The sequence below is a fragment of the Massilia sp. DWR3-1-1 genome (genome assembly GCF_049898325.1).
Classification (GTDB): domain Bacteria; phylum Pseudomonadota; class Gammaproteobacteria; order Burkholderiales; family Burkholderiaceae_D; genus JAFCUW01.
On sequence record NZ_JAFCXL010000003.1, the window covers coordinates 47,297 to 73,606 of the forward strand.

A 26,310-nucleotide genomic window follows, 5' to 3' on the forward strand; every position below is an offset into this window, starting at 1 on the left:
GATTTGGTGCGACGCAGTAATGTGAACAACGCTTTGGCATCCCGAAGCTGTATGGTCCCGTCGATACCGCCACACAAGGCCAACTCGACGCGACGCGCTTTCATATGTAGGCAGTTTGCTCTAACCCGTGCCACAAGCACGAGAGGTTTGTGTAATCGCCACAGAAACTCACGCCGAACGAGTTGCGCCCAGCGCCGGTTCGAAACGTCACGCCGTTGACGTGGACGATCGCCGTGACCGCAGAAAGAAGGGACGCCTGAGCACTGTCGCGCCACGCAAGCATCGCCAGGAATGAGCATCCGATCACCTCCCAATGGGTCTTGAAAGGAATGTGTTATGACTAACGAAGCAGCGGTTCCCATCACGGGTGCCGAGATTGTCGTCCGCTGTCTGGCGGAAGAAGGCGTCAAGCACGTCTTCGGCTACCCCGGCGGGGCAGTCTTGTATATCTACGACGCTATATTTCAGCAGGATAAATTCCAGCACATCCTCGTGCGCCACGAGCAGGCCGCCGTGCATGCCGCCGACGCCTATTCGCGCAGTTCCAATACGGTCGGTGTCGCCCTCGTCACCTCCGGACCCGGTGTCACCAATGCCGTCACGGGCCTGTCGACGGCCTACATGGATTCGGTTCCCATGGTCGTCATCTCCGGCCAGGTCCCCAGCCACGCGATCGGCCAGGATGCCTTCCAGGAGTGCGACACGGTCGGTATCACCCGTCCCGTGGTCAAGCACAATTTCCTCGTGAAAGATGTGCGCGACCTGGCCGAAACCATCAAAAAAGCGTTCTTCATTGCCCGTACCGGCCGTCCCGGCCCCGTGCTGGTCGATATTCCCAAGGACATCAGCATGCACAAGTGCGTGTTTTCGTATCCGAAGGAAATCGAAATGCGCAGCTACAAGCCGGTCGACAAGGGCCACTCGGGGCAGATCCGCAAAGCCGTCCAGCTGCTGCTGCAGGCCGAGCGCCCCATGATCTACGCCGGCGGCGGCGTGATCCTGGCCAATGCCTCGCCCGAGCTGAACAAGCTGGTCGACAAGCTGGGTTTCCCCGTCACCAACACCCTGATGGGCCTGGGCGGCTACCGCTCCTCGTCCGACAAGTTCGTTGGCATGCTGGGCATGCATGGCACCTATGAAGCCAACCTGGCCATGCAGAACTGCGACGTGCTCATCGCCATCGGCGCCCGTTTCGACGACCGCGTGATCGGCAATCCGAAACACTTCGCCTCGCACCCCCGCAAGATCATCCACATCGACATCGACCCTTCGTCGATCTCGAAGCGCGTCAAGGTCGACATTCCCATCGTCGGCAACGTCAAGGATGTGCTGGTGGAGTTCCTCGCCCAGCTCGATGCCGCCGAAGCAAAACCGAATGCGAGCGCCCTGCAGGACTGGTGGAAGCAGATCGGCGAATGGCGCGGCCGCGACTGCCTGGCATTCCAGGACTCGAGCACCATCATCAAGCCCCAATCGGTGGTGCAAAAATTGTGGGATGTCACGGGCGGCGACGCCTTCATCACCTCGGACGTGGGCCAGCACCAGATGTGGGCGGCCCAGTACTATCCGTTCGACAAACCACGGCGCTGGCTCAACTCGGGTGGCCTGGGCACCATGGGCGTCGGCTTGCCGTACGCCATGGGGGCACAGATGGCCAACCCGGGCGCCACCGTCGCCTGCATCACGGGCGAAGGCTCGATCCAGATGAACATCCAGGAACTGGCCACCTGCAAGCAGTACCACCTGACGCCGAAGATCATTCTGCTTAACAACCGGGCGCTGGGCATGGTCCGCCAATGGCAGACCATCGACTACGGCGGACGCTATTCCGAGTCCTACATGGATTCGCTGCCGAATTTCAAGATGGTGGCGGAAGCCTACGGCCACGTGGGCATGGATATCGACAAACCGGGCGACGTCGAGGGCGCGCTGCGCGAGGCCTTCGCCATGAAGGACCGGCTGGTGTTCATGAATTTCATCACGGACCAGAGCGAAAATGTCTGGCCGATGGTGAAAGCCGGCAAGGGCCTGTCCGAAATGCTGCTCGGATCGGAGGACTTGTAATGCGCCATATTATTTCAGTACTGCTGGAAAATGAAGCCGGTGCGCTCTCGCGCGTGGTGGGCCTGTTTTCCGCCCGCGGCTACAACATCGAGACCTTGACGGTGGCGCCCACGGAAGACGCCACGCTCTCGCGCATGACCATCGTCACCAGCGGTTCGGACGACATCATCGAGCAGATCACCAAGCACTTGAATCGCCTGATCGAGGTGATCAAGGTGGTCGACCTGACCGAAGGCCAGCACATCGAGCGGGAACTGATGCTCATCAAGGTGAGGGCGGTTGGCAAGGAGCGGGAAGAGATGAAGCGAACGGCGGACATTTTCCGCGGCCGCATCATCGACGTCACCGAGAAGACCTACACCATCGAACTGACCGGCAACAAGACCAAGCTCGACGCCTTCATCGATTCGATCGACCGCGCCTCGATCCTCGAGACGGTGCGCACGGGCGGCTCCGGTATCGGCCGCGGCGAGCGCATCCTCAAAGTCTGAACACGCTGTACCAGCAATAACGCACCCACAAATTTACTTAGGAATGAACATGAAAGTTTTTTACGATAAAGATTGCGACCTCTCCCTCGTCAAAGGCAAGAACGTCGCCATCATCGGTTACGGTTCGCAAGGCCACGCCCACGCCCAGAATCTGAACGATTCCGGCGTCAACGTGACGGTCGGTCTGCGCAAGGGTGGCGCGTCGTGGACCAAGGTCGAGCAGGCCGGCTTGAAAGTGGCGGAAGTCAATGACGCCATCAAGGCCGCCGACATCATCATGATCTTGCTGCCGGACGAGAACATCGCCCAGGTCTACCACGACAATGTCGCTCCCCACGCCAAGCAGGGCGCCGTGCTGGCCTTCGCCCACGGTTTTAACGTCCATTATGGCCAGGTGGTGCCACGCGCCGACCTCGACGTCATCATGATCGCCCCGAAAGCGCCCGGCCACACCGTGCGCGGCACCTACGCCAACGGTGGCGGCGTGCCGCACCTGATCGCCGTCTACCAGGACAAGTCCGGCTCGGCCCGTGACATCGCCCTGTCGTACGCGATGGCCAACGGCGGCGGCCGCGCCGGCATCATCGAAACGAACTTCCGCGAAGAAACCGAAACCGACCTGTTCGGCGAACAGGCCGTGCTGTGCGGCGGCGCCGTCGAACTGATCAAGGCTGGCTTCGAAACCCTGACGGAAGCGGGCTACGCGCCGGAAATGGCGTACTTCGAATGCCTGCACGAACTCAAGCTGATCGTCGACCTGATCTATGAAGGCGGTATCGCCAACATGAATTACTCGATCTCCAACAATGCCGAGTACGGCGAGTACGTGACGGGTCCGAAGATCATCACCGAGGACACCAAGAACGCCATGCGCCAGTGCCTCAAGGACATCCAGACGGGCGAATACGCCAAGAGCTTCATCCTGGAAAACAAGGCCGGCGCCCCCACCCTGATCTCGCGCCGCCGCCTCAACGCCGAGCACCAGATCGAACAGGTGGGCGGCAAACTGCGCGCGATGATGCCGTGGATCGCCAAGAACAAGCTGGTCGATCAGTCAAAGAATTAATTGACCGGCAGGGCTTGCTGAAGGGACTGGCGCGTGCCAGTCCCTTTTTTTTGGCGCCGATTTAATTGCAACGAATCATGACAGCCCTCGTCAAGCGGGTGCATACCGGTTACTGTTCGCTTATCAACTTCATACAGGAACCGCCACCATGTCACTGCCCAAGATCGTCCTCGCCGCCAGCCTGCTGGCCGCCACCTCCGCCTACGCCCAGTCCACCAGCGGCACCCTGGTCGTGGTCCCCGCCTTTGCCGAGGTGGTGCACGCCAATGACCAGGCGGTCGCCAGTTTTAATATCGAGGAACAGGACAAGGACAAGGCCGTGGCCGCCTCGCGGGTCAACCAGAAGATGAAGCAGGGCATGGAGATCATCCGCCGCGAAGATCCGCAGGCGGCCCTGAAGACCCAGGGCTATTACACCTACCCCGTGTACGCCGAACAACGTCCGCTGCCGAACGGCGCCGTCGTCAAGCCGCAGCTCACGGGCTGGCGCGTGGGCCAGAGCCTGGAAGTGAAAACCCTGAACCTGGCTGGCCTGTCCAAGACCACCGCCGCCGCGCAAAAAGTGCTGGCCCTCGCCGGGCTCAATTTTGGCCTGGCGCCGGCCACCTTGCGCAAGCTCGACGACGAGCGCATCGCCGCCACCTACAAAAACCTGGGCGAGCGGATTGCCTCGATCGCCGCGGCGATGGGCCGCAACCGCGCCGACGCCACGCTCGACACGGTCGACTTCGAAGGCTCGGGCAATTACGCGGGGCAGGACCGGGCCCAGGCGGCGCCGATGGCGATGAAATCGATGCGCATGAGCGAATCGGCCAGCGTGGCCGAGCCGTCGTTCGAGCCGGGCGAGACCACCTTGCAGATGAACCTGGTGGGCAAGGTGCGTTTCAAATAAGGCGGCGCGGCGTTCCGGCAGCCGTCTCGATTGCGCGGCGGTGGGCGAGGGCGTCCTAACGCACCTCGGCGTTGCTGGATTGCCCACTATAATGAGGGCGACTTCATTGCAGCCTTTATCGGAAACGGAATCACGATGCCCTCATTTACCCCGCGCAGAAAACCCGGCGTCAAGAAGCTCAACCGCTTCGGTCGCCGCAAGCTCGATGCCGCCGGCAACCCGGTGCGCCGCCGCGGCATTTATTTGCTGCCCAACGCCTTCACCACGGCGGCCCTGTTTTGCGGCTTCTATGCCATCGTCCAGGCGATGAACCTGAAGTTCGAGCATGCCGTCTGGGCCATCTTTGTCGCCATGGTGCTCGACGCCCTTGACGGCCGGGTGGCGCGCCTGACCAACACCCAGTCCGAATTCGGCGCCCAGTACGACAGCCTGTCCGACATGGTGTCCTTCGGCGCCGCGCCCGCCCTGGTGATCTATGAATGGTCGCTGCGGGGACTGGGCAAGGCGGGCTGGATCGCCGCCTTCATCTATTGCGCCGGCGCGGCCTGCCGCCTGGCCCGCTTCAACACGAATATCGAAGTGGTCGACAAGCGCTACTTTCAGGGCTTGCCCAGTCCCGCGGCGGCGGCGCTGGTGGCCGGCTTCATCATGATGATGAGCGACTTCGGCGTGTCCGGTCTCGAGGTGTCCTGGTATTCCTTCGTCGTCGCCCTGTTCGCCGGCCTGACCATGGTGACCAATGTGCCGTTCTACAGCTTCAAGGACGTCAATTTCCGCAAGACCGTGCCCTTCATCACCGTGTTCCTGATCGCGCTGGTGCTGGCCCTGATTGCCATCGACACGGCCAAGGTGCTGTGGCCCCTGTTCGTGCTGTACGGCTTGTCCGGCTACATCGTCTACCTGGTCCGTCTGGTCAAGGGCAAGCCCGTCAGCATCATCTCGACGGACGAGCAGGCGGTGAACGCCAACGAGCGCCTGTAGCAAGAGGCGCGCACGCAAAAAAGGGGCAGTCGGACTGCCCCTTTTTTGCGTGCGCGCCGTGTTGCCGGCCCTTCGTTTACGGCTTGGCGGTGATCACCAGTTCGTAGGGCAGGGCCACGGGCGAGCCGGGGAATTGCGCGCTGCAGGCGGCATCCTTGCACAGGCGCAGGCTGAAATTGCCCGTGCGGGTGCCGGCGGCCAGCGTGGTGAGCGTGGTCAGGCGCGCACTGTACTGCGTGTTGCTGGTCTGCGTGATGGCGGGATTGGACTGGATCACGCCAGTGTCGTCGACGATGAAGACATACACGGTGCTGACGCCGTTGAAATCGGCGGGGCGGGTGGCCGTTGCCGTCACATTGAGTGGGGCGGCGGTACCGGCGACGAAGGTGGCCGACAGCTTGGCCGGGCTGAAGGTGACGGCCGGGCTGACCGTTTCTGGAGCGCTCGATGCGCTGCTGCTGCTGCCGCCACCGCCGCAGGCAGTCAACAGGACGGCGCACAGCAGGGTGCACAGGGGGGCCGAATAAGTTTTAAGCATGATCGTTTCCTCAATGGGGTAATACAGACAGTCCGTATTGTTTAATATCCAGTAAGCATAGTTGCAGGAAAAACAATGATGGTCAATCGAATCATTAAGAAAAACGTAAGATTAAAAATTAGTAATCTTTCCTGATTAATTCAGCGAAAAAAACGCCGCTCGTCGTACATGGGATCGGGACCGTTCTGCATCAGGCGCACGATGCCGGCCTCGTCGAAATGCACGTGCATCATCGAATTCCACACGCCCGCTTCCTTGTAGCGGTAGGACCAGACCTCATAATTGTTGAGGTGCACGCGCGAGGTTTCCGCGGGGCGGCCGACGGTGCGCAGCACCTCGTCGCGGGTGGCACTATTTAATTTGATAGTGGCAAATTTTCCCCCCGTCAGCACCTGCTCGATGCTGCGCAGGCGACCATCGCGCCCGAAGCGCGCCATGGTCGTCTGCTGGCCGAACGGGCCGCGCGCATATTCAAACTCCTCGCCGTCGGCCAGCGGGTAGATGGCAGTGGGCGGTCCCAGCTTGGCCAGCACGGCGTCGCGCGGCTCGCCCGGCAGCGGCGGCGGCCCGCCGGGCAAGCCCGCGCAGCCGCTGAAAAATACTTGCGCAGTCAATAAGATCGCGAAAAACGGTGGTTTCATGGGCCTCTCCCGGTCAGTGTTGCGCCCATCATGCCCCAGCTGTCTGTAATCTTCACTGGCCGCACGCCAGCTTTTCCCTTATAATCGCCGGTCTGGCCATTCGGCCGGACTAATCGAAGTTCACGGTGCGCTGGGTTGCGACTCTTGCACCGCATGTGAAAGGTAATATCATGTCCGTAGAAAACATCAACAAGTCGGCGATCATCGCTGACAACGCACGTGGCCAAAACGACACCGGTTCGCCGGAAGTTCAGGTCGCACTGCTGACCGCCCGCATCAACGAACTCAATGGTCACTTCAAGGCTCACGCCAAGGATCACCACTCCCGCCGCGGTCTGATCATGATGGTCAACCGTCGTAAGAGCCTGCTGTCCTACCTGAAGTCGAAAGACGCGACCCGTTATCGCGATCTGATCGCCAAACTCGGCCTGCGCAAGTAATTCTTGCCCATCGGGTTTTGACCGAAAATGCCTGCGCCAGTCTGACTGTCGCGGGCATTTTGCATTGTGCGCACGGAAATAGTTGAAGCTAAGAAGTAAAGATAGCCGTTCGGCTATCTGCGGTGAGGTGAACGACAGCCCCTGAAAATCTGTCGGCAAATAGAAAGGGAATACCCATGTTTAACAAAGTCACGAAAACCTTCCAGTACGGCCAACACCAGGTCACCCTCGAGACGGGCGAAATCGCCCGTCAAGCCTCCGGCGCCGTGCTGGTGTCGATCGAAGACACCGTGGTGCTGGCGACCGTGGTCGCCCGCAAGGATGCCAAGCCAGGCCAGGATTTCTTCCCGCTGACGGTGGACTACGTCGAGAAGACTTACGCCGCCGGCAAGATCCCTGGCGGCTTCTTCAAGCGCGAAGGCCGTCCTTCGGAAAAGGAAACGTTGACCTCGCGCCTGATCGACCGTCCGATCCGCCCGCTGTTCCCGGAAGGCTACCTGAACGAAGTCCAGGTCATCATCCACGTGCTGTCGGTCAACCCTGAGATCGATCCGGACATCGCCGCCATGATCGGCGCCTCCGCCGCCCTGTGCGTCTCCGGTGTGCCTTTCAGCGGCCCTGTCGGCGCCGCCCGCGTCGGTTACGCCAATGGCCAGTACATCCTCAACCCGACCACCACCGAACTGAAAACCTCGCAGATGGACCTGGTCGTGGCCGGCACCGAAACGGCCGTGCTGATGGTCGAATCGGAAGCCCAGCAACTGTCGGAAGAAATCATGCTCGGCGCCGTCGTGTTCGGTCACGAACAGATGAAAGTCGTCATCGACGCCATCCATGAACTGGTGCGCGACGGTGGCAAGGAAGAAGTCCAGTGGGCGCCGCCGGCGAAAAACGAGGCGCTGATCGCCCGCGTGGCGCATTTCGCCGACGCCAAGATCAACGATGCTTACCAGACCAAGGACAAGCAGGCCCGTACCGCCAAGCTCAAGGCCGCGTTCTCGGAAGTGGTCGCCGATCTGAACGCCGAAGCGGCCACGCCGGTGGACGCGTCGGAAGTCGGTAACATCCTGTTCGACATCGAAGCCAAAGTGGTGCGTTCGCAGATTCTCAATGGCGAGCCGCGCATCGACGGCCGCGACACCCGCACCGTGCGCCCGATCTCGATCCGCACCAGCATCCTGCCGCGCACCCACGGTTCGGCCCTGTTCACGCGCGGCGAAACCCAGGCGCTGGTGGTGGCCACCCTGGGCACCGCCCGCGACAGCCAGAAGATCGACGCGCTGATGGGCGAGTACACCGATTCGTTCATGATGCACTACAACATGCCTCCGTTCGCCACCGGCGAAACGGGCCGTGTCGGCACCCCGAAACGCCGCGAAATCGGCCATGGCCGCCTGGCCAAGCGCGCGCTGATCGCCGCGCTGCCTGACGCCGCCGACTTCAGCTACTCGGTGCGCCTGGTGTCCGAAATTACCGAATCGAACGGTTCCTCGTCGATGGCTTCCGTCTGCGGCGGCTGCCTGGCGTTGATGGATGCCGGTGTGCCAATGAAAGCGCACGTCGCTGGTATCGCCATGGGCCTGATCAAGGAAGGCGGCAAGTTCGCCGTGCTGTCCGACATCCTGGGCGACGAAGATCACCTGGGCGATATGGACTTCAAGGTCGCCGGCACCGCCAACGGCATCACGGCGCTGCAGATGGACATCAAGATCATGGGCATCACCAAGGAGATCATGAAGGTCGCCCTGGCACAAGCGAAGGAAGGCCGCGAGCACATCCTGGGCGAAATGCAGAAGGCCATGCCGCACGTGAAAACCGAACTGTCGGACTTCGCGCCACGCCTGATCACCATCAAGATCAACCCGGAAAAAATCCGTGACGTCATCGGCAAGGGCGGCGCCGTCATCCGCGCGCTGACCGAAGAAACGGGCACGCAGATCGACATCAGCGACGAAGGCGTGGTCACCATCGCTTCCGTCGATGCTGCCGCCGGCCAGGAAGCCAAGCGCCGTATCGAAGAACTGACCGCCTCGGTCGAAGTGGGCAAGACCTACGACGGCGTGGTCCTGAAACTGCTCGACTTCGGCGCCATCGTCCAGGTCATGCCGGGCAAGGACGGCCTGCTGCACATCTCGCAGATCGCCAACGAGCGTGTGAACGCCGTTGCCGACTACCTGAAAGAAGGCCAGCACGTGCGCGTCAAGGTGCTCGAGACCGATGACCGCGGCCGCTTGAAGCTGTCGATGAAAGCTGCCGAAGGCAACGAAGCGCCAGCCGCACCGGCCGCTTAAGTCGTCGCTGCTGTGTTCTGTCAAACCGCCGGTGCGTGAGTGCCGGCGGTTTTTTTTCGTCGGCAGGCGCGCGCTGCACGGGGGGGGCGCCACCGTTGCGTGGCAGATCGGCTGCAAGGTCGCCGCACGGCTGGGGAAATGTGAACGACTGCTGGATGATTTATTGGTTCGAGGCAATAATAGAGCCATGATCTTCGCCTCGTTCCGTCCAATGTCCGTGTTGCTCGCCGCTGCCTGTGGCGCCGCCTGGCCGCTTGCGCGCGCGGTCGATTTGAACGGGCTGGTCGATCTGCGCGCCAGCACCGTCAGCAGCGAGCGCAGCTGGTCCCACGGGGGCTTTGGCAAGCTGGGCGAGGATGGCGGTAGCGGGGTCGTGCTGGGGCAGGCAATCCTGGCCTTGCAAGGCGATGTCAGCCACAGCCTGGCCGCCACGGTGGTGTTCAATGCCGACAGCCAGCGTCGCCATCGCCTGGATCTGCAAGAGGCCACGCTGGCCTGGACGCCAGTGCCGACGGCCGCGTGGAAGTGGACGGCGCGGGTGGGCGCCTTCTTCCCCGAGATCAACCAGGAAATCGATTACGACCGCCACGAGTGGACGCCGACCCGCACCATTTCCGCATCGGCCATCAACAGCTGGATCGGCGAAGAGTTGCGCATCAAGGGCGCCGAACTGGGCCTGCGCCACCTCGGCCGCCTGGGCGGATCGCCGCACGATGTCGGGCTCACCGTCGCGCTGTTCGGCGGCAACGATCCGGCCGGCACCCTGCTGGCCTGGCGCGGCTGGGGCGTGGGCGATCGCATCAGCGGCCTGAGCGAAACGATCGTGCTGCCCGATTTGCCGGTCTACCGGGCCGGCGGCGCCATCGACAGGCAGACCCGGGCAACCCACTTCTTTCGCGAAATCGACGGCCGCGCGGGCTTTTATGGCAAGCTCGATTACAGCTGGGCCAGCACCCTGGCAGTGAGCGCCATGCATTATGACAATCGTGGCGATCCCCTGATCGTCAAGGCGGGGCAGTACAGCTGGCGTACCCGCTTCGATCACCTGGGCGTCCGGCTCGCCTTGCCGGCGCAATGGGAGCTGTTGGCGCAATGGATGAGCGGCAATACCGTGATGGGCCCGCATGCCGTCGACGTCGACTACCGCGCCGCCTATGTGCTGCTGGCCCATCGGCTGGGGGCCGGCAGGCTGGCGCTGCGCTACGACCGCTTTCGCACCAGCGCAGACGATATCCTGCCATCGGATCCGAATGACGAGCACGGCAACGCCCTCGCGCTGGCCTACAGCCATCCCCTGGGCGCCAGGCTGTCGCTGGTGGGCGAACTATTGTCGGTGCACAGTTGGCGTGGCGCCCGTCGTCAGCTCAGCCTGGCCGCCGGGCAGCGCAGCAGCAGTGCGACCGTCGCGCTGCGTTACCAGTTTTAACACGAAGGGCCCTGCGCGGCCAGTTGCCGCGCCAGCCGTACACCGAGCGCGAGCAGGGTGAGGGTGGGCGGCAAGCCCCACGGTCCCGGGATCACCGAGGCATCGCACACATACAGATTGTGCGCGCCCGCCCGCAGCGCGCTGTCGACGCCATCGCCGATGCGCACGCTGCCGCCCGGGTGCGCGGCGAAATGGTGGCTTTCGAAGATCTGCGTTGCGCCCGCGTGGCGCAGCACGGCGCGCGCCATCTCGACGCCACGCGCCAGTTTTGCGCGGTCGTTCGCGTGCAGACGCTTCGACACCCAGCGCGGGCCGATGGCGCCGCCCACCTGGTCGCCGATCTTGACCATCACCGACAGGGTGCGCGCGTGGGCGAACAGGCGGTCGACGCGGCCGGCCTGCAAGGTAAAACCCTGGTACATCGGCGCCGGCAGGGCCAGGTCGGCCAGCGAAATACCATCGTCGTCGAAGCGCACGCCGGCCGCCATCGGCACTTCGGCGCCGGCCACTTCATCCGCGTTCAGTGCGAGATCGTCGACCGTGCCCATGACAGCCACCACCGGGTCGCTGAAAAAGCCGCTGCGGGCCGCCCGCAGTCCCGACGCATGGAGCAGGCGCGGGCTGCCGATGCCGCCGCCGGCCAGCACCACCACGCCGGCATGGGCAAGGTGGCTGCGGCCGCCGCGCGTGAAGGCGACGCCGGTGGTGCGGCCGCGCTCGATCAGCACCCGCTGCACGGTGGCCTTGTCGCGCAACTCGGCGCCGGCCGCGATGGCCTGCTCGATAAAATCGCGTGCGGTCCACTTGGCGCCGAACGGGCAGCCGTAGACGCAGCGCCAGCAGCCGGCGCGGCACAGCGCGGGGCGGATCATCTTGTCGCTCTTGTGCCAGTCGAAGCCGGCGGCGCGGGCGCCGTCCATGATGCGGCGCGCCATCGGCCCGACCAGGGCATCGGGCAGGGGAGCGATCGGCAGTTCGGCGCGCAGGCACGCCAGGGCGTCGCTCAGGTCGATGCCATGGGCGGCGAACAGGGCGGCGGGCGGCGCGGCGGCGGTGGCGAAGTTGACGGCCGAACTGCCGCCCACGGTCACGCCCTGCACCAGCAGCGAAGCGTCGCGGTCAATGTACAGGCCGCGCCCGGGGATGGCGGCGATGGCGGCCATCTGCGCCAGGGTGCCCGCCAGCGGCGCCGCGCTGCCCTGTTCGAGCACCAGCACGCGCCAGCCGTGGCGCGCCAGTTCGCGCGCCACGGTGGCGCCGCCGGGGCCACTGCCGACGATGATGGCGTCATGGGTAGGAGGCGTCATGGCGGCAGTGTAGCAGGGATGCGCGCTGGCGCCTTCGATGCCGCGCCCATGAAAAAAGCCGGCCACGGGGCCGGCTTCGCAGGGGCGCGACGGTATTACTTGTCGCTGACCGTGAAGTCGCCGAACGCCTTCAACTGCTCGCCCACCTGCGCCTTGTCGCCGACGACGACAATCGACTGGTTCTCCGGCGCGAAGTATTTTTTGCCGATGCCGCGCACCTGCTCGGGCGTGACCTTCTGGATCAGCGGTACGTACTGGCCGAGGAACTCGGCCGGCAGGCCGATCAGCCAGTTGGTGGCCAGGGTGCTGGCGACGGCGCGCTGCATCTGGTTGCTCAGCAGGTAGCCGCCGGCGACGTAGCGCTTGTTCATCGCCATTTCCGCCTCCGGCACCAGTTCGGTGCCCAGCCGCTTGTACTCGTTGAAGAACTCCGTGAGCGCCGCGCCCGAGACGGCGTTGCGCACGTCGGCGCCGCCGATGATGCTGCCACCCTCGCGGTTGACACGGGCGCCCGCCGAGGCGCCGTAGGTGTAGCCCTTTTCCTCGCGCAGGTTGAGGTTGACACGGCTGCTGAAGCCGCCACCGACGATGGTGCTGGCCAGGCGCATTGGCACGAAGTCGGCGGTGCTGGCGGCGATCCCCGGGCTGCCCAGGCGGATCGTCGACTGCACGCTGCCGCCCCGTTCGAGCAGGATGCGCTGGGGCTTGGCGCTGGCGGGTGCCGCCGGCGTGGCTGGCAGCGGCGCGCCCTCGGATTTCCAGTCGCCGAAGGCCCGCTGCGCCAGCGCCATGGCGTCAGCCTGCTTGATGCGGCCGGTGATCACCAGCAGCGTCTGATCGGGACGGAAGCGGCGCGCATGTTCGGCGCGCAGCATGGTGTCGGTCGAGCTGCTGATCGATTCGACGGTCGGCTGCACGCGGCCATACGGATGGTCGCCGTAGACGGCCTTGGCGATGGCGCGCTCGGCGCGGAAGCCCGGCGTCGCTTCCTGTACCTTCAGCGATTGCAGGGCGTTGGCCTTGGCCAGTGCCACTTCCTTTTCGGGGAAGGCGGGCAGGCGTGTCACTTCGGCCAGCAGGCCCATCATGTCAGCGGCGCGCGAGGTGACCGCGTTGGCCAGCACCAGCATGCCGTCGACGTTGGTGGTGGCGGCCACCGAGCCGCCCATGCCCTGGGCCGCTTCGGCGATCGCGCGCGAATCGCGCCGGGTGCTGCCTTCGTTGAGCAGGCCCGCCATCAGGTTGGCAAAGCCGGGGTGGTCCTTGTCATCGGCGCTGTAACCGGCGCCGCGCACGGCCAGCACGTAGTCCACGCGGGGCACGCCGTCGCGTTCGACGACCCACACCTGCAGGCCGTTGGCCAGGGTTTTTTTGGCGATTTTCGGCGCCGGGATCGGCTTGTCCTTGCCGTAGGCCGGCATGGCGGCGGGCAGCTTGACGTCGGCCGCCTGGGCCGATGGCGCAAACGCGGTGGCAATGGCCAGGGTGATCAATAATGTTTTCATCGCGCTCTCCTTATTTCTTTTCGATGGCTGGGGCTGCGGACGGCGCGGCGGCCACTTTCGGCACCGGCTTGCGGTCGATGACGGTGCGGTTCGCCGCCGTCAGGTAGGTGGCGGCGGCGCGCTGCACGTCGCTCGAGCTGACTGCCTCGATCCAGCCGGGAATCTGGTTGACCACCTTGGCGTCGCCCCACAGGGTCTGCAGCTTGGCCAGGGTGTCGGCGCGGTTGATGAAGCTCTCGAGCTTGTTGTTCCAGTCCGCCAGCATGCGCGTCTTGGTGCGCTGCAGGGTGGCCGCGTCGATGCCGTTCTTGACGACCTTGGCGATTTCTTCGTCCATCGCCGCCAGCAGGGCGTCGGCGCTGCTGGTGGGCTTGTAGACGGCGAACACGGTGAACAGGGTGGGGCCATCGAATTCCCACGGGCCCGTCAGGCCGTACAGGTTGTCGAGGTTGAGGGCCAGTTCGCGGCCCTTGACCAGGCCCTGGTAGAACATCGAGGCGTCGCCGCCGGCCAGCACTTCACCCAGCACCGCCATGGCGGCCTGGTCGCGGCTGCCGCGCGCCGGCATTTTCCACGCCGCGGCAAGCGCCGGCGCCTGCGCCAGGGCATCGCTCTGCTCGATGCGCTTTTCCTTGGTGTTGAGGCCTTCGGTGAAATCGCTGCCGGGGGGCACCGGGCGCTTCGGGATGCCGGCGAAATATTTTTTGGCCAGTGCAAAACCCTGCGCCGGCGTGACGTCGCCGGCAATGGCCAGCACGGCGTTGTTGGGTCCATAGTAGTCGCGGTGGAAGGCGCGCACATCGTCCAGGCTGGCCCCCTCGAGGTCTTCGAAGCTGCCGTAGCCGTCGTGGTTGTTTTCCCACTTCTGGAACGCCTGCTGGCTGATGTCGATCCACATGAAGCCGCCGTAGGGCTGGTTTTTCACGTTGACGCGGATTTCTTCCTTGACCACGTCCTGCTGGTTCTTCAGCGAGGCGGGGCTGAAGTCGAGTGTTTTCATGCGGTCCGCTTCGAGCCACATGATCGAGTCGAGTGCCGACACGGGCGCCGTTTCGATGTAATTGGTGAAGTCCGGTCGGGTCGAGCCGTTGTTGCGCCCGCCGCCGCCCGTGATGGCCTTGTCGAACACGCCTTTCGGTGCGTTCGGCGTGCCCTGGAACATCAAGTGTTCAAACAGGTGGGCAAAGCCGGTGCGGTTTTTCGGCTCGAGCCGCATGCCCACGTGGTAGACCACGGAGACGCCGACGGTGGGCGAGCTGTGGTCTTCCGAGACGATCACGGTCAGGCCGTTGTCGAGCTTCTGCGTGGACACGGGCAGGGTCCACTGGTCGGGGGTGGCGGCGTAGGCCGACAGCGACAGGGACAGTGCCCCGAGCAGGGCGGGGATGGTGCGTTTGCGCATAATTAACATGATGACTGACCTCGTGACTGAGCTCGATTGATGTGTACCCATGGTCCGGCGCCGCCCTTGATGGCGGTCGGTGCCGCGTGGATGGCTGGCGGCGTCGGAGACACCCTCGCGCCAGCGCGGTTGCGCATTATCTTAGCGAAAAAATACGTCGCTGCGGTAATAGATTGATATGCATGTCTCTCCGCGCGCATACTTGATGCGCGCCGCATGGGCGCGGGCGGATCCTGGGGTGCGCGCCACTTTGGACGCGCCTGCGCCGCGCTGGTGCCCACCGCCGCTGGCAAGCGCCGGCGGCGCGCCACGGCGGTGCGAAACACGCGCCGTTCGCCGCTTTAAATATGGCACGAAATATGCACGCCTCAGCCCCATAACGAAGGAGACATCATGGCCGCCCAGCTCAGCATCGATTCCGTCCCCGTTCTTGCCAAGCCGGAGGCCGCCGCGCGGTGCGCGAGCGCCAGCACGGTGGCGGACCCGCCCGGCGTGGCCGGCGCCGGCGCTGAACTTTCGAGCGATGTGTTCGGCGCCCTCATCAACCTGTCCGGGCGCCGCCGTTTCACGTCGCAGCGGGTGGTGCTGTACGCGGTGCTGGCCTCGCTGGGCCATGAAGGCGCCGAGGCGACCGCACGCGCCACGCTGGCGCAACTGCGCGAGGCGCATACCACTTTGATGGAAGGCAAGGGCAGCCTGCCGGGGGTGTTCAGCGGCCAGTTGCACGACGCCTACTTCGGCACCTTGCAGGGCGACCGGAATATCCGCGCCTTCATCAGCCTGGCTGAACGCACCCTCGACGCCATCGCTGGCAGCGGCCTGGGGGCGCCCGTGCTGCTCGATCAACTGGTGCACAGTGCGACACCGCTGCTAAGCGTGCTCAACGGCCTGACCCTGGTCTACGAAGAGCAGGCCAAGCGCCACGCCCAGCTGCGCCGTCGCCAGTTGCACGAGGTGACGGCGCGCCTGGGCATCATCAGTCACCAGGCCCGCCAGTTGGCTTTCAATGCCCAGGTGGCGGCGGCGCGCGCGGGTGAGCAGGGGCGCGACTTCGGCGCCGTTGCCGCCAGCATGACAGAGGTGACGGCGGCGCTGGCCATCCTCGTGCAGGAGGCGTCGGGACGCTCGCTCTGAGCCCCGGGCGGCCAGCGCATGCGCCAATGCAGGCGGGCCGGCACCCGCTTTTGTGTCGTTGAGCAGGCGTTTTATGCAGTCCATCGCAATCCGGTGGAAATACCGGCATGCGGGAGCTACAGTTCCCTCATACCAACTCCACGCCGAAGGATCTGCGCCATGCATCTCGCCAAACATAGGGACACCGTGCTGCTCGCCGCCCTGGCCCTCGTTGCCGCCAGCGGCATCGCCACCGCCGCCGTGGCTGCGCGCCAGGCGCCCGTGAGCGCCAGCGCGGCAGTCATTGCCGCCCCCGTCAGCGGCCCGGTGCAGGTCGTCACCATCGTCGGCAAACGCCAGCGCCGCCTGTGAAGGCCGGCGCCTTGGCGCAACGCGGCAACGCCACACCAGACAATCGACAACAACAAGATCGGAAACAGCCCATGCAGCATTTGATTACCGTCGCCATGGCCCTGTGCCTGGTCGCCGGCGGCGCCCTCGGCGCCGACGAGCGCACGTCCGCCGACGCCAAGGCCGGCAACGAGGGCAGCATCAGCGAAGCGCGTCCCGTCGATGCACGGGTGGTACGCATCAAGCTCGACGGCATCATCGACCTCAAGGTGCGCCAGGGCGCCGTGGCCGAACTGGTGCTCATTGGCGAGCGCAAATTGGTCGTCAAGACCAGCACCGTGCAAAACGGCGACACCCTCGTCATCGACACCGAGAACCATCGCGTCAAGTTCGGTGGCCGCAAGCTGCTGCGGGCCGAGCTGACCCTGCCGCGCTTGCGCGAATTGCGCTCCGACAGTGTCGGTTCGACCGAAGTGTTCGGCTTTAGCGGCGACGAAATCGATCTCGTGCTCGATGGCGCCGGCGCCTTGAAAATGGTCGCAGACTACAAGGCCGTCAACGCTTCGCTGGGCGGCATCGGCAGCATGAACATCCAGAGCGGCAACAGTGAGCGCATCGACCTGAACCTGCACGGGGCCGGCATCATGACCTTGATCGGCCGCACCCGGTTGCTGAAGGCCTCGCTGGGCGGCCTGGGCAGATTGGACGCCGAGAAATTCCAGGCCGACACGGTCGAACTCGACATGAGTGGCCTGGGCAATGCGAGCGTGATGGCGCGTCAGAATGCGGTGCTCAACTTGTCAGGCATGGGCTCGGTGACGGTCTACGGCAAGCCGCAGCACCGCTCGGTCAGCATCGATGGGCTGGGCAAGGTCAGCTGGAAGTAAGGCAGGGGCAGTTTCGGCAAGAACAACAAAATGACGACGAAAAAAGCGCATCGAGGGACATGAAAAAACACTTATTGGCCGTCGCCCTGGCGTGCGGCCTGGGTCTGGGAATGCCAGCCCCGGCACTGGCCGGCTTTGCCGAGGGCGCCAGCGCTTACAACGGGGGCCGTTACGATGTCGCCCTGCGCGAAATTACCCCGCTGGCCCGGGCCGGCAACGCCGACGCCCAGCATTTGCTGGGCTTGATGTATTACATGGGACGGGGCGTCAAGCGCGACTACAAGCTGGCGCTGGAATGGCACCGCAAGGCCGCCCTGCAAGGCAAGGCCGATGCCCAGTACGTGGTGGGCGCCATGTACTACACGGGCAACGCCGTGCCCCAGGATCAGAAAGTGGCCGTGCAATGGTTTCGACGTGCCGCCGAGCAAGGTCACGCCGACGCCCAGTATGCGCTGGGCTTGATGGTCCGCTACCAGGTTGCCGGCATGCCGCAGGACATGGTCATCGCCTACATGTTGTGGAACCTGGCCTCGGCCGGTGGCAACAACAATGCCACGGCGCAGCGCGCCGCCGTGGCACGCCTGATGAGCCAGGAGCAGATCGAGGAGGCGCAGGCGCTGTCGCGCAACTGGAAGCCGGGCACCGCCTTGCCGGCAAACTCGCGCAGCGGCGTCGTGCCGGGCAATTGAGGGGCACGCGCGGGCGGTGCCCGGCCGTTTTATTGTTCCATGCCCACGACCGCCTGGCTGGCTTGTTCCATGCCCGTCACCGCTGCGCTCGTGCCGCCGAACCAGCTCAGTGGCAGGGCGTTGCCCATGGCTTGGTAACCGGCGTTGTTGGGATGCAGGTGGTCGGCGCTGTCGTAGCTGGGATTGAGGCGGCGCGGGTTGGCCGGGTCGCGCAGCAGTTGGTCGAAGTCGACCACACCGTCGAACTCGGCGCTGGCGCGGATCCAGTTGTTGGCCGCCTGGCGCACCAGCTCCTTGGCCGCCGTGTAGTAGCTGGCGCCTTCGAAGGGCGGCAGGGTGCCGGCGAACACGGCGATGCCGCGCGCATGGGCGCGGGCGATCAGCTGGCGGTAGCCGGCGATGAGCTCGTCGGCGCTGACGGGCGACGAGGTGGTGCTGTTGAGGATGTCGTTGGTGCCGCTCAGGACGAACAGGAAGCGCGCGCCGGCGGTGGCCAGCACATCGCGGTCGAACCGCTCGAGCGCGCTGCGGCCGCCCAGCGAGCCCGTCTGCAGATTGCTCAGCAGGTTGTTGCCTGCAATGCCGCGGTTGACCACGCCCAGCCGGCTGTTGCTGCCGCCCGCGCTTTGCAGGCGCCGCGCCAGCCAGTCGGGCCAGCGGTAGTTGTAGTTGCCCCAGCTGCGCAAGCCGTCGGTGATGGAGTCACCCAGTGCGATGAAGGCGCCGCCGTTGCTGACATCGACCTCGGTGAGGAAGGGCCATTGCTCGGTGGTGCTCTGGGTGGGGAAGCTGGTGGCATTGACAAAATTGCCCGGCGCCGAGATATAGCTGATTTGCGTCGCCGCCGCGTGCAAGGTGCTCACGCGCGCCGCACCCGGCAGATAGAGGCTCACGGCCAGGTCGGCCAGCGCCGGCACCGTCAGTGCGACGGGGTCTGACAGGGCCGCCGCGCCCGGCGCCAGCGCCACGCTGGTGGCGCCGCTGAAGGTGAGCGTGCGGTCGCTGCCGGCGGCGATGGCGGCGGCGCTGCCCGCGCGCAGGGCGATGTGGGCGCTGCCGACGCGCAGGATGGTGCTGCCCATTTCGTTGGACAGGCGGATGCGCACGCGGCTGCCGCCCACGCTGGTATGGACGATCAGGCGCAAGGTCTGGCTGTTCAGTACCGCGGTTGCACTGTCGAGCGGCGGGCCGGCCGGGCCGGCGCCCCAGGTGCCGGCCCACTGCTCGGTGCGCCAGTCGGGGATGGTCTGGGCTGTGGCGGGCGCCATCTGCAGGCAACCCAGCAGAAAAAGCAGCACGAGAAACAGCCGGGGCAGCGCGGCGAACGCCGGCAGGGCGGGGCGGCGCGCGCGCAATAGCCGGCGCGGCGTGAAAATAGACGACATCATTGCGGTCTCCCATGTGCTGGCGAACCCAGCGTTGACGTATGCACCATGCATACGCCGTGACAGCTTCAATGTACGGCCAGCGTTCGCCGTCGGCTAGACGGCACCGCACAATGTGTTGAGCCAGATCTAACGCAGGACCGAAGGACGGCAGGGGTTGCTTGCTGTAGGGCAGTACGGCAGGTGGTGCGCCTGCGTCCGGCGCAGACAAAAATCGCCCGCTCTCCCGCCTGGCGCCGCCGGATGCCGCCTGATGCCGCCTTACGCCGCCGCGGCGGCCCGACGGCGGCCCGACGGCGGCCCGATGGCGGTCGACTGGCACCGCGCCAACGTTTCATTTATTCAAAAGCAACCCACAAGGTTTGACCAGTTTCCTCGGCGGCGGTTAAAATAGCGGGTTATACCAAAACTGGACCCACCCCATGCGTCGCAAACTCGTTGTCGGTAACTGGAAAATGAATGGCAGCCTGGCCGCCAACGCCGCCTTGCTCGACGCCCTCAAGGCGGGGCTGGGCCAGCACGCCGCTGACAGCGCCGTGTGCGCGCCGGCGCCTTACCTGGCCCAGTGCCAGGCGGCGCTGGGCGGCACCCCGCTGGCGTGGGGCGCGCAGGACGTCTCGGCCCATGCCAGCGGCGCCTTCACGGGCGAAGTCGGCGCGGCCATGCTGGCCGACTTCGGCTGCAGCTACGTCATCGTCGGCCACTCGGAGCGGCGCGCCATGCACGCCGAATCGAGCGAACTGGTGGCGAAAAAAACCGTCGCGGCGCTGGCGGCAGGCCTGACGCCGATCGTTTGCGTGGGGGAAACCCTGGCCGAGCGGGACGCCGGGCAGACCTTTGCCGTGGTTGGCGAACAACTGGGCACCGTGCTCGGCCTGCTCAGCGACGCCGACGCGGCGCGCCTGGTGCTGGCCTATGAGCCCGTGTGGGCGATCGGCACGGGCCAGACCGCCACTCCCGCCATGGCGCAGGAGGTGCACGCGCAACTGCGGGCCCAACTGGAACAGAAGAGCGCCGGCAAGGTGCAGATTTTGTACGGTGGCAGCATGAAGCCGGACAATGCCCGCGAATTGATGGCGCAGGCCGACATCGACGGCGGCCTGATCGGTGGAGCCGCATTGAAGGCAGTCGATTTCCTGGCCATCATTGCCGCCGCCGGCTAAGAAATGAACGGCGCCGCTTCCATGGCGTCCGAACCAAATTTAAAACTCGCAGTCAAACTAGAAATGGAAACGCCATGAACACCTTGTTCAATCTTATCGTCGTCGTACAGGTTCTGTCGGCCCTGATCATCATCGGCCTGGTGCTGATGCAGCACGGCAAGGGTGCCGACATGGGCGCCGCCTTCGGTTCCGGCGCGTCGGGCAGCCTGTTCGGCGCCACAGGCTCGTCGAACTTCATGTCCAAGTCGACCGGCGTGGCGGCGGCCGTGTTTTTTGCGTCGACCCTGGCGTTGGCGTATTTCGGCACGCAGCGCGGTCCCATCGCCGGCGCCGGCGTCATGGAGCGGGTTGCCCCGGCCAAGCCGGTCACGGGTAGCGGGGCAATTCCTGCCACCACCACGGCGGCGCCAGCACCAGTCGCACCCGTCACCGGTTCGGCTGCCGTGCCCGCCACCGCGCCAGTGGCGCCGGCGGTCGTGCCAGCGGCCCCAGGTGGCGCCGTGCCGAAGTAATCATTATTGCGCGTCATGCTTGAAGGCCGTGTTTGCGCGGCATTGCAGTAAGGCCGCCCGCGGGGCGGCTGGCGGGGCGGACGGCCTGCAAGTGAGGCGCTGCGCCGGAAGTGCAGCAGTTCGGTAGTTTTGCAGCTTTGTAGTTTTGTAGGTTTGTAGTTTTGTCGTGCGGTGGTATCGGTGGCATGCCTGGCCTTTGCGGCGCCAGGCTGGTGTGAGCGCGTCAAGGGCGGTTCAGGGCGCTGCACCAGGGTGACTGTATTGACGAAAAAAGATATTATGCTTAGCAATTAGGCAGCCTGTCGTCAATCAGGCACGGTGCCCCAATAAGTTTTAAATATAAGCTGTTATTTCCCTGCGCTAGCGCAAGTTTGCCATTGAAAAATAGTGGTAACGCGGGTTAGAATAGCTGTCTCAACGCCGACGTGGTGAAATTGGTAGACACGCTATCTTGAGGGGGTAGTGGGAGAAATCCCTTGCGAGTTCGAGTCTCGCCGTCGGCACCAAGAAATACTAGAAGCCAGCAAGGGCTGTGCGCCTGAGCTGGCTTTTTTACGATGGTCAGTCGCTTTATCCTGCTTGCATTATGATCAGGGTCGGGCGACAGGGCACTGCAAGCGCGCAGTGGTTCATTAACCGATCAATCAACAAGGGCTCATCCACGTGAACCTCGAATCATATTTCCCCGTTCTTTTGTTTATCCTGGTCGGCATCGGCGTTGGTGTCGTGCCGCAGGTGCTGGGCAAGCTGCTCAGCAAGAGCGCGCCGGATGCCGCCAAGCTCTCGCCGTACGAATGCGGCTTCGAAGCGTTCGAGGACGCCCGCATGAAGTTCGACGTGCGCTACTACCTCGTTGCAATCCTGTTTATTTTGTTTGATCTGGAAACGGCGTTTTTCTTCCCGTGGGGCGTGTCGATGCGCGAACTGGGCTGGTCCGGTTTTGTGACGATGATGGTGTTCATCGCTGAATTCGTCGTCGGATTTTGGTACATCTGGAAGAAAGGTGCCCTTGATTGGGAATAAGCCATGGCTATTGAAGGCGTATTAAACGAAGGTTTCATTACCACCACAGCTGACAAGCTGATCAACTGGGCCCGCACCGGATCGATGTTTCCGATGACGTTTGGCCTGGCTTGCTGTGCGGTCGAGATGATGCACACGGGCGCGGCGCGCTACGACATGGACCGTTTCGGCGTCGTCTTCCGTCCCTCGCCCCGCCAGTCCGACGTCATGATCGTCGCCGGCACCCTGTGCAACAAGATGGCCCCGGCCCTGCGCAAGGTCTACGACCAGATGCCCGAGCCACGCTGGGTCATCTCGATGGGCTCGTGTGCCAACGGCGGCGGCTACTATCACTATTCGTACTCGGTGGTGCGCGGTTGCGACCGCATCGTGCCGGTCGATGTCTACGTGCCGGGCTGCCCGCCGACGGCCGAGGCCCTGCTCTACGGTATCTTGCAGTTGCAGAACAAGATCAAGCGCACCAACACCATCGCACGCTAAGAGGCGACTACCATGACAACCAAACTCGACCACCTGCAAGCGGCGCTGCGCGCGGCACTCGGTGACAACGCCGTCGTCACTGCCGCCCTGGGCGAAGTGACGGTCGTGCTCAAAGCGGCCGACTACCTGGCGGCCATGCTGACGCTGCGCGACGATCCGACCCTGCAGTTCGAGCAACTGCTCGACCTGTGCGGCGTCGATTACTCCACCTACGGCGAAGGCGCGTGGGATGGCTTGCGTTTCGCCGCCGTCTCGCACCTGCTGTCGATCGAACACAACTGGCGCGTGCGCGTGCGCGTGTTTGCCGAAGACGAAGACCTGCCCGTGCTGGCCTCGGTGGCCGGCATCTGGCGTTCGGCCAACTGGTACGAGCGCGAAGCGTTCGACCTGTACGGCATCCTGTTCGAAGGCCACAACGACCTGCGCCGGATTCTCACCGACTACGGTTTCATCGGCCACCCGTTCCGCAAGGACTTCCCCGTCACGGGCTATGTCGAAATGCGCTACGACCCCGAGCAGAAGCGTGTGATCTATCAACCCGTGACGATCGAGCCGCGTGAAATCATCCCGCGCGTGATCCGCGAAGAAACCTACGGTCTCAAATAATGGCTGAACTTAAGAATTACACCCTCAACTTCGGTCCCCAGCACCCTGCGGCCCACGGCGTGCTGCGCCTGGTCCTCGAGCTCGACGGCGAAGTGATCCAGCGCGCCGATCCGCACATCGGCCTGCTGCATCGCGCCACCGAAAAGCTGGCCGAAACCCGCACCTACCTGCAGTCGGTGCCGTACATGGACCGTCTCGACTATGTGTCGATGATGGCCAACGAGCACGCCTACGTGCTGGCGATCGAAAAGCTGCTGGGCATCGAAGCGCCCGTGCGCGCCCAGTACATCCGCGTAATGTTCGACGAGATCACGCGCCTGCTCAACCACCTGATGTGGCTGGGCGCGCACGCGCTCGACGTGGGCGCCATGGGCCCTTTCCTGTACGCGTTCCGCGACCGCGAAGACCTGTTCGACGTCTATGAAGCGGTGTCGGGCGCGCGCATGCACGCGGCCTACTACCGCCCGGGCGGGGTGTACCGCGATCTGCCGGACGCCATGCCCAAGCACAAGGCCTCGATCATCCGCAGTGCCAAGGCCATCGACGCGCTCAACGAAGCGCGCCAGGGCTCGCTGCTGGACTTCATCGACGACTTCTCCAAGCGTTTTGTCACCTACGTCGACGAATACGAAACCCTGCTCACCGACAACCGTATCTGGAAACAGCGTACCGTCGGCGTCGGCGTGGTCTCGCCCGAAGCGGCCAAGGCGATGGGCTTTACGGGCGCCATGCTGCGCGGCTCCGGCGTCGAGTGGGATCTGCGCAAGAAGCAGCCCTACGCCGTCTACGACAAGATGGAATTCGACGTGCCGGTCGGCACCAACGGCGACTGCTATGACCGTTACCTGGTGCGCGTGGAAGAAATGCGCCAGTCGAACCGCATCATCAAGCAGGCGTCCGCCTGGCTGCGCGCCAACCCGGGCCCGGTGATGATCGACAACCACAAGATCGCGCCGCCAAACCGGGTCGACATGAAGACCAACATGGAGTCGCTGATCCACCACTTCAAGCTGTTCACCGAAGGCATGCACGTGCCCGCCGGCGAAGCCTACGCGGCGGTGGAACATCCGAAGGGCGAGTTCGGCATCTACATCGTCTCCGACGGCGCCAACAAGCCCTACCGTTTGAAGATCCGCGCCCCCGACTACGCCCACCTGCAAAGTCTCGACGAGATGGCGCGCGGTCACATGATCGCCGACGCCGTCACCATCATCGGCACCCAGGATATCGTCTTCGGCAGTATCGACCGCTAAATAGTATTGACCAAGCAGGCACACACAATGTTGTTAACTGAGCATTCAATCAAGAAAATCGATCGCGAGGTCGCCAAGTACCCGCCGGACCACAAGGAATCGGCAGTGATGGCGGCATTGGCCATCGCCCAGGACCAGCACGGCTGGCTGCCACCGGAACTGATGGCGGAAATCGCCGACTACCTGGGCATGCCCGCCATCGCCGTGCAGGAAGTGGCCACGTTTTACAATATGTACAACGTCAAGCCCGTCGGCAAGCACAAGATTTCCGTGTGCACCAACTTGCCGTGCGCCCTGTCGGGCGGCGAATCGGCCGGCCAGTACCTGCAAAAGAAGCTCGGTATCGGCTACCGCGACACCACCGCTGACGGCCTGTTCACCCTGGTCGAAGGCGAGTGCATGGGCGCGTGCGGCGACGCACCGGTCATGCTGGTCAACAACAAGCGCATGTGCAGCTGGATGTCGCACGAAAAAATCGACGCGCTGCTCGAGGAACTGAAGAAATGACCTCCCTCCATAATCGTCACATCAAACCGCTGATTCTCGCTGGCCTCGATGGCAAGAACTGGCACTTGCAGGATTACGTCGCGCGCGGTGGCTACACGGCCCTGCGCCGCATCCTCGAAGAAAAAATCACGCCGGAACAGGTCATCGCCGAACTGAAAACCTCGTCCCTGCGAGGGCGCGGCGGCGCCGGTTTTCCTACCGGCCTGAAGTGGAGCTTCATGCCGCGCCAGTACCCGGGCCAGAAATACCTCGTCTGCAACACCGACGAAGGCGAGCCTGGGACCTTCAAGGACCGCGACATCATCCGTTACAACCCCCATGCACTGATCGAAGGCATGGCCATCGGCGCTTATGCGATGGGCATCACGGTGGGCTACAACTACATTCACGGTGAGATTTTCGCCGAGTACGACCGTTTCGAAGAAGCACTGGAAGAAGCGCGCGCCGCCGGCATGCTGGGCGACCGCATCATGGGCAGCGAGTTCACGTTCCAGTTGCACGCTTTCCACGGTTACGGCGCCTACATCTGCGGCGAAGAAACCGCGCTGCTCGAGTCGCTCGAAGGCAAGAAGGGCCAACCCCGCTTCAAGCCGCCATTCCCCGCCTCGTTCGGCCTGTACGGCAAGCCCACCACGATCAACAACACGGAAACGTTTGCTGCCGTGCCGTTCATCATGAACATGGGCGGCGAAGCGTACGCCGCACTGGGCAAGCCGAACAACGGCGGCTCGAAGATCTTTTCGATCTCGGGCGACGTCGAGCGTCCAGGCAACTACGAAGTCCCGATGGGCACGCCATTTGCCACCCTGATGGAACTCGCGGGCGGCATGCGCGGCGGCAAAAAGATCAAGGCCGTCATCCCCGGCGGTTCGTCGGCGCCCGTCGTGCGCGGCGACGTCATGATGGACACCGACCTCGACTACGATTCGATCGCCAAGGCCGGCTCCATGCTGGGCTCGGGCGCCGTCATCGTCATGGACGAGACGCGCTGCATGGTCAAGTCGCTGATGCGCCTGTCCTATTTTTATTACGAAGAATCGTGCGGCCAGTGCACGCCATGCCGCGAAGGCACGGGCTGGATGTACCGCATGGTCCACCGGATCGAGAACGGCCAGGGTCGTCCCGATGACCTGGACATGCTCAACTCGATCGCCGACAACATCCAGGGCCGCACCATTTGCGCGCTGGGCGATGCGGCTGCGATGCCGGTCCGTGCGTTCGTCAAGAATTTCCGCGAAGAATTTGAATATCACATCGAGCACAAGCACTGTCTGGTGCCTGCTTATATCTAAGGCCA

Annotated in this window: 26 protein-coding genes and 1 tRNA gene; 21 read left to right on the forward strand and 6 right to left on the reverse strand. The window is 64.1% G+C overall.

Annotation, left to right across the window (positions count from 1 at the left end; translation table 11 throughout):
• Positions 1–336: 336 nt before the first annotated feature.
• From ACP7EY_RS04325 to pssA, 5 genes are all read left to right on the forward strand, one after another.
• Entirely contained in the window at positions 337–2,064 is a 1,728-nt protein-coding gene (locus tag ACP7EY_RS04325; RefSeq protein WP_426190840.1) for an acetolactate synthase 3 catalytic subunit, read from the forward strand.
• Positions 2,064–2,555, forward strand: coding sequence for an acetolactate synthase small subunit (gene ilvN / locus ACP7EY_RS04330; protein ID WP_426190841.1), 492 nt, complete (start codon positions 2,064–2,066; stop codon positions 2,553–2,555). The genes ACP7EY_RS04325 and ilvN overlap by 1 nt, the downstream gene beginning before the upstream one ends.
• A gap of 49 nt (positions 2,556–2,604) precedes the next feature.
• Positions 2,605–3,621 (forward strand): ketol-acid reductoisomerase, encoded by a 1,017-nt coding sequence (ilvC, locus tag ACP7EY_RS04335; RefSeq protein WP_426190843.1) that lies wholly within the window; start codon positions 2,605–2,607, stop codon positions 3,619–3,621.
• 148 nt (positions 3,622–3,769) lie between these two features.
• Entirely contained in the window at positions 3,770–4,513 is a 744-nt protein-coding gene (locus tag ACP7EY_RS04340; RefSeq protein ID WP_426190845.1) for an SIMPL domain-containing protein, read from the forward strand.
• A 135-nt stretch (positions 4,514–4,648) separates the two neighbouring features.
• Positions 4,649–5,494: a CDP-diacylglycerol--serine O-phosphatidyltransferase gene (gene pssA / locus ACP7EY_RS04345; protein ID WP_426190847.1), complete on the forward strand. Its 846-nt coding sequence runs from the start codon at positions 4,649–4,651 to the stop codon at positions 5,492–5,494.
• Between the two features lie 76 nt (positions 5,495–5,570).
• Here pssA and ACP7EY_RS04350 read toward each other — a convergent pair whose 3' ends face one another.
• Both ACP7EY_RS04350 and ACP7EY_RS04355 read right to left on the reverse strand, forming a co-directional pair.
• Entirely contained in the window at positions 5,571–6,032 is a 462-nt protein-coding gene (locus tag ACP7EY_RS04350) for a hypothetical protein (protein WP_426190849.1), read from the reverse strand.
• A gap of 140 nt (positions 6,033–6,172) precedes the next feature.
• Complete coding sequence (locus ACP7EY_RS04355) at positions 6,173–6,673, reverse strand: hypothetical protein (protein WP_426190851.1); 501 nt, start codon at positions 6,671–6,673, stop codon at positions 6,173–6,175.
• Between the two features lie 170 nt (positions 6,674–6,843).
• On the opposite strand from ACP7EY_RS04355, the gene rpsO reads away from it, so the two are divergent.
• From rpsO to ACP7EY_RS04370, 3 genes are all read left to right on the forward strand, one after another.
• Complete coding sequence (gene rpsO, locus ACP7EY_RS04360) at positions 6,844–7,113, forward strand: 30S ribosomal protein S15 (RefSeq protein WP_426190853.1); 270 nt, start codon at positions 6,844–6,846, stop codon at positions 7,111–7,113.
• A 176-nt stretch (positions 7,114–7,289) separates the two neighbouring features.
• Positions 7,290–9,404, forward strand: coding sequence for a polyribonucleotide nucleotidyltransferase (pnp, locus tag ACP7EY_RS04365; RefSeq protein ID WP_426190855.1), 2,115 nt, complete (start codon positions 7,290–7,292; stop codon positions 9,402–9,404).
• A gap of 187 nt (positions 9,405–9,591) precedes the next feature.
• Positions 9,592–10,830 (forward strand): hypothetical protein, encoded by a 1,239-nt coding sequence (locus tag ACP7EY_RS04370; protein ID WP_426190857.1) that lies wholly within the window; start codon positions 9,592–9,594, stop codon positions 10,828–10,830.
• Here ACP7EY_RS04370 and ACP7EY_RS04375 read toward each other — a convergent pair.
• From ACP7EY_RS04375 to ACP7EY_RS04385, 3 genes are read right to left on the reverse strand one after another with little or no spacing between them, the layout of a single operon-like run.
• Complete coding sequence (locus ACP7EY_RS04375) at positions 10,827–12,203, reverse strand: GMC family oxidoreductase N-terminal domain-containing protein (RefSeq protein WP_426190859.1); 1,377 nt, start codon at positions 12,201–12,203, stop codon at positions 10,827–10,829. The genes ACP7EY_RS04370 and ACP7EY_RS04375 overlap by 4 nt on opposite strands.
• Positions 12,204–12,232: 29 nt before the next feature.
• Positions 12,233–13,642, reverse strand: coding sequence for a M16 family metallopeptidase (locus tag ACP7EY_RS04380; RefSeq protein ID WP_426190861.1), 1,410 nt, complete (start codon positions 13,640–13,642; stop codon positions 12,233–12,235).
• A gap of 10 nt (positions 13,643–13,652) precedes the next feature.
• On the reverse strand, positions 13,653–15,053 hold the full coding sequence (locus tag ACP7EY_RS04385; protein ID WP_426190863.1) for a M16 family metallopeptidase: 1,401 nt from the start codon (positions 15,051–15,053) through the stop codon (positions 13,653–13,655).
• 384 nt (positions 15,054–15,437) lie between these two features.
• Between ACP7EY_RS04385 and ACP7EY_RS04390 the strand changes: the two genes are divergently transcribed.
• The 4 genes from ACP7EY_RS04390 to ACP7EY_RS04405 all read left to right on the forward strand — a co-directional run bounded on the left by ACP7EY_RS04390 (position 15,438) and on the right by ACP7EY_RS04405 (position 18,084).
• Positions 15,438–16,178, forward strand: coding sequence for a methyl-accepting chemotaxis protein (locus ACP7EY_RS04390; protein ID WP_426190865.1), 741 nt, complete (start codon positions 15,438–15,440; stop codon positions 16,176–16,178).
• A 159-nt stretch (positions 16,179–16,337) separates the two neighbouring features.
• Positions 16,338–16,529, forward strand: coding sequence for a hypothetical protein (locus ACP7EY_RS04395; protein WP_426190867.1), 192 nt, complete (start codon positions 16,338–16,340; stop codon positions 16,527–16,529).
• 71 nt (positions 16,530–16,600) lie between these two features.
• Positions 16,601–17,395, forward strand: coding sequence for a GIN domain-containing protein (locus tag ACP7EY_RS04400; RefSeq protein ID WP_426190869.1), 795 nt, complete (start codon positions 16,601–16,603; stop codon positions 17,393–17,395).
• A 59-nt stretch (positions 17,396–17,454) separates the two neighbouring features.
• The gene (locus ACP7EY_RS04405) at positions 17,455–18,084 is read left to right on the forward strand and encodes a tetratricopeptide repeat protein (protein ID WP_426190871.1); all 630 of its coding nucleotides are present in this window, start codon (positions 17,455–17,457) and stop codon (positions 18,082–18,084) included.
• Between the two features lie 29 nt (positions 18,085–18,113).
• On the opposite strand, the gene ACP7EY_RS04410 is transcribed toward ACP7EY_RS04405, so the two are convergent.
• On the reverse strand, positions 18,114–19,472 hold the full coding sequence (locus ACP7EY_RS04410; RefSeq protein ID WP_426190873.1) for an SGNH/GDSL hydrolase family protein: 1,359 nt from the start codon (positions 19,470–19,472) through the stop codon (positions 18,114–18,116).
• 419 nt (positions 19,473–19,891) lie between these two features.
• On the opposite strand from ACP7EY_RS04410, the gene tpiA reads away from it, so the two are divergent.
• The 9 genes from tpiA to nuoF all read left to right on the forward strand — a co-directional run bounded on the left by tpiA (position 19,892) and on the right by nuoF (position 26,305).
• Positions 19,892–20,632, forward strand: coding sequence for a triose-phosphate isomerase (gene tpiA, locus ACP7EY_RS04415; RefSeq protein WP_426190875.1), 741 nt, complete (start codon positions 19,892–19,894; stop codon positions 20,630–20,632).
• A 74-nt stretch (positions 20,633–20,706) separates the two neighbouring features.
• The gene (gene secG, locus ACP7EY_RS04420) at positions 20,707–21,144 is read left to right on the forward strand and encodes a preprotein translocase subunit SecG (RefSeq protein WP_426190877.1); all 438 of its coding nucleotides are present in this window, start codon (positions 20,707–20,709) and stop codon (positions 21,142–21,144) included.
• A 419-nt stretch (positions 21,145–21,563) separates the two neighbouring features.
• Positions 21,564–21,650 (forward strand) — tRNA-Leu (locus ACP7EY_RS04425).
• Positions 21,651–21,807: 157 nt separating this feature from the next.
• Positions 21,808–22,167, forward strand: a complete 360-nt coding sequence (locus tag ACP7EY_RS04430) for an NADH-quinone oxidoreductase subunit A (protein WP_426110490.1) — start codon at positions 21,808–21,810, stop codon at positions 22,165–22,167.
• Between the two features lie 3 nt (positions 22,168–22,170).
• Entirely contained in the window at positions 22,171–22,647 is a 477-nt protein-coding gene (locus tag ACP7EY_RS04435; protein ID WP_305504525.1) for a NuoB/complex I 20 kDa subunit family protein, read from the forward strand.
• Between the two features lie 12 nt (positions 22,648–22,659).
• Entirely contained in the window at positions 22,660–23,253 is a 594-nt protein-coding gene (locus tag ACP7EY_RS04440) for an NADH-quinone oxidoreductase subunit C (protein WP_426190879.1), read from the forward strand.
• Positions 23,253–24,506, forward strand: coding sequence for an NADH-quinone oxidoreductase subunit D (locus tag ACP7EY_RS04445; RefSeq protein ID WP_426190881.1), 1,254 nt, complete (start codon positions 23,253–23,255; stop codon positions 24,504–24,506). Before ACP7EY_RS04440 ends, ACP7EY_RS04445 begins: the two co-directional genes overlap by 1 nt.
• 27 nt (positions 24,507–24,533) lie before the next feature.
• Positions 24,534–25,013 carry an NADH-quinone oxidoreductase subunit NuoE gene (gene nuoE / locus ACP7EY_RS04450; protein ID WP_426190882.1) on the forward strand — a complete coding sequence of 160 codons (480 nt, stop codon included), beginning with the start codon at positions 24,534–24,536 and terminating at the stop codon, positions 25,011–25,013.
• On the forward strand, positions 25,010–26,305 hold the full coding sequence (gene nuoF, locus ACP7EY_RS04455; protein WP_426190884.1) for an NADH-quinone oxidoreductase subunit NuoF: 1,296 nt from the start codon (positions 25,010–25,012) through the stop codon (positions 26,303–26,305). Before nuoE ends, nuoF begins: the two co-directional genes overlap by 4 nt.
• Positions 26,306–26,310: the final 5 nt, after the last annotated feature.

Bases quoted from the DNA above. Each gene is read 5' to 3' on its own strand.
- ACP7EY_RS04325 (WP_426190840.1), top strand. From the start codon at position 337: ATGACTAACGAAGCAGCGGTTCCCATCACGGGTGCCGAGATTGTCGTC.
- ilvN (WP_426190841.1), top strand. From the start codon at position 2,064: ATGCGCCATATTATTTCAGTACTGCTGGAAAATGAAGCCGGTGCGCTC.
- ilvC (WP_426190843.1), top strand. From the start codon at position 2,605: ATGAAAGTTTTTTACGATAAAGATTGCGACCTCTCCCTCGTCAAAGGC.
- ACP7EY_RS04340 (WP_426190845.1), top strand. From the start codon at position 3,770: ATGTCACTGCCCAAGATCGTCCTCGCCGCCAGCCTGCTGGCCGCCACC.
- pssA (WP_426190847.1), top strand. From the start codon at position 4,649: ATGCCCTCATTTACCCCGCGCAGAAAACCCGGCGTCAAGAAGCTCAAC.
- ACP7EY_RS04350 (WP_426190849.1), bottom strand. From the start codon at position 6,032: ATGCTTAAAACTTATTCGGCCCCCCTGTGCACCCTGCTGTGCGCCGTC.
- ACP7EY_RS04355 (WP_426190851.1), bottom strand. From the start codon at position 6,673: ATGAAACCACCGTTTTTCGCGATCTTATTGACTGCGCAAGTATTTTTC.
- rpsO (WP_426190853.1), top strand. From the start codon at position 6,844: ATGTCCGTAGAAAACATCAACAAGTCGGCGATCATCGCTGACAACGCA.
- pnp (WP_426190855.1), top strand. From the start codon at position 7,290: ATGTTTAACAAAGTCACGAAAACCTTCCAGTACGGCCAACACCAGGTC.
- ACP7EY_RS04370 (WP_426190857.1), top strand. From the start codon at position 9,592: ATGATCTTCGCCTCGTTCCGTCCAATGTCCGTGTTGCTCGCCGCTGCC.
- ACP7EY_RS04380 (WP_426190861.1), bottom strand. From the start codon at position 13,642: ATGAAAACATTATTGATCACCCTGGCCATTGCCACCGCGTTTGCGCCA.
- ACP7EY_RS04385 (WP_426190863.1), bottom strand. From the start codon at position 15,053: ATGTTAATTATGCGCAAACGCACCATCCCCGCCCTGCTCGGGGCACTG.
- ACP7EY_RS04390 (WP_426190865.1), top strand. From the start codon at position 15,438: ATGGCCGCCCAGCTCAGCATCGATTCCGTCCCCGTTCTTGCCAAGCCG.
- ACP7EY_RS04395 (WP_426190867.1), top strand. From the start codon at position 16,338: ATGCATCTCGCCAAACATAGGGACACCGTGCTGCTCGCCGCCCTGGCC.
- ACP7EY_RS04400 (WP_426190869.1), top strand. From the start codon at position 16,601: ATGCAGCATTTGATTACCGTCGCCATGGCCCTGTGCCTGGTCGCCGGC.
- ACP7EY_RS04405 (WP_426190871.1), top strand. From the start codon at position 17,455: ATGAAAAAACACTTATTGGCCGTCGCCCTGGCGTGCGGCCTGGGTCTG.
- ACP7EY_RS04410 (WP_426190873.1), bottom strand. From the start codon at position 19,472: ATGATGTCGTCTATTTTCACGCCGCGCCGGCTATTGCGCGCGCGCCGC.
- tpiA (WP_426190875.1), top strand. From the start codon at position 19,892: ATGCGTCGCAAACTCGTTGTCGGTAACTGGAAAATGAATGGCAGCCTG.
- secG (WP_426190877.1), top strand. From the start codon at position 20,707: ATGAACACCTTGTTCAATCTTATCGTCGTCGTACAGGTTCTGTCGGCC.
- ACP7EY_RS04435 (WP_305504525.1), top strand. From the start codon at position 22,171: ATGGCTATTGAAGGCGTATTAAACGAAGGTTTCATTACCACCACAGCT.
- ACP7EY_RS04440 (WP_426190879.1), top strand. From the start codon at position 22,660: ATGACAACCAAACTCGACCACCTGCAAGCGGCGCTGCGCGCGGCACTC.
- ACP7EY_RS04445 (WP_426190881.1), top strand. From the start codon at position 23,253: ATGGCTGAACTTAAGAATTACACCCTCAACTTCGGTCCCCAGCACCCT.
- nuoE (WP_426190882.1), top strand. From the start codon at position 24,534: ATGTTGTTAACTGAGCATTCAATCAAGAAAATCGATCGCGAGGTCGCC.
- nuoF (WP_426190884.1), top strand. From the start codon at position 25,010: ATGACCTCCCTCCATAATCGTCACATCAAACCGCTGATTCTCGCTGGC.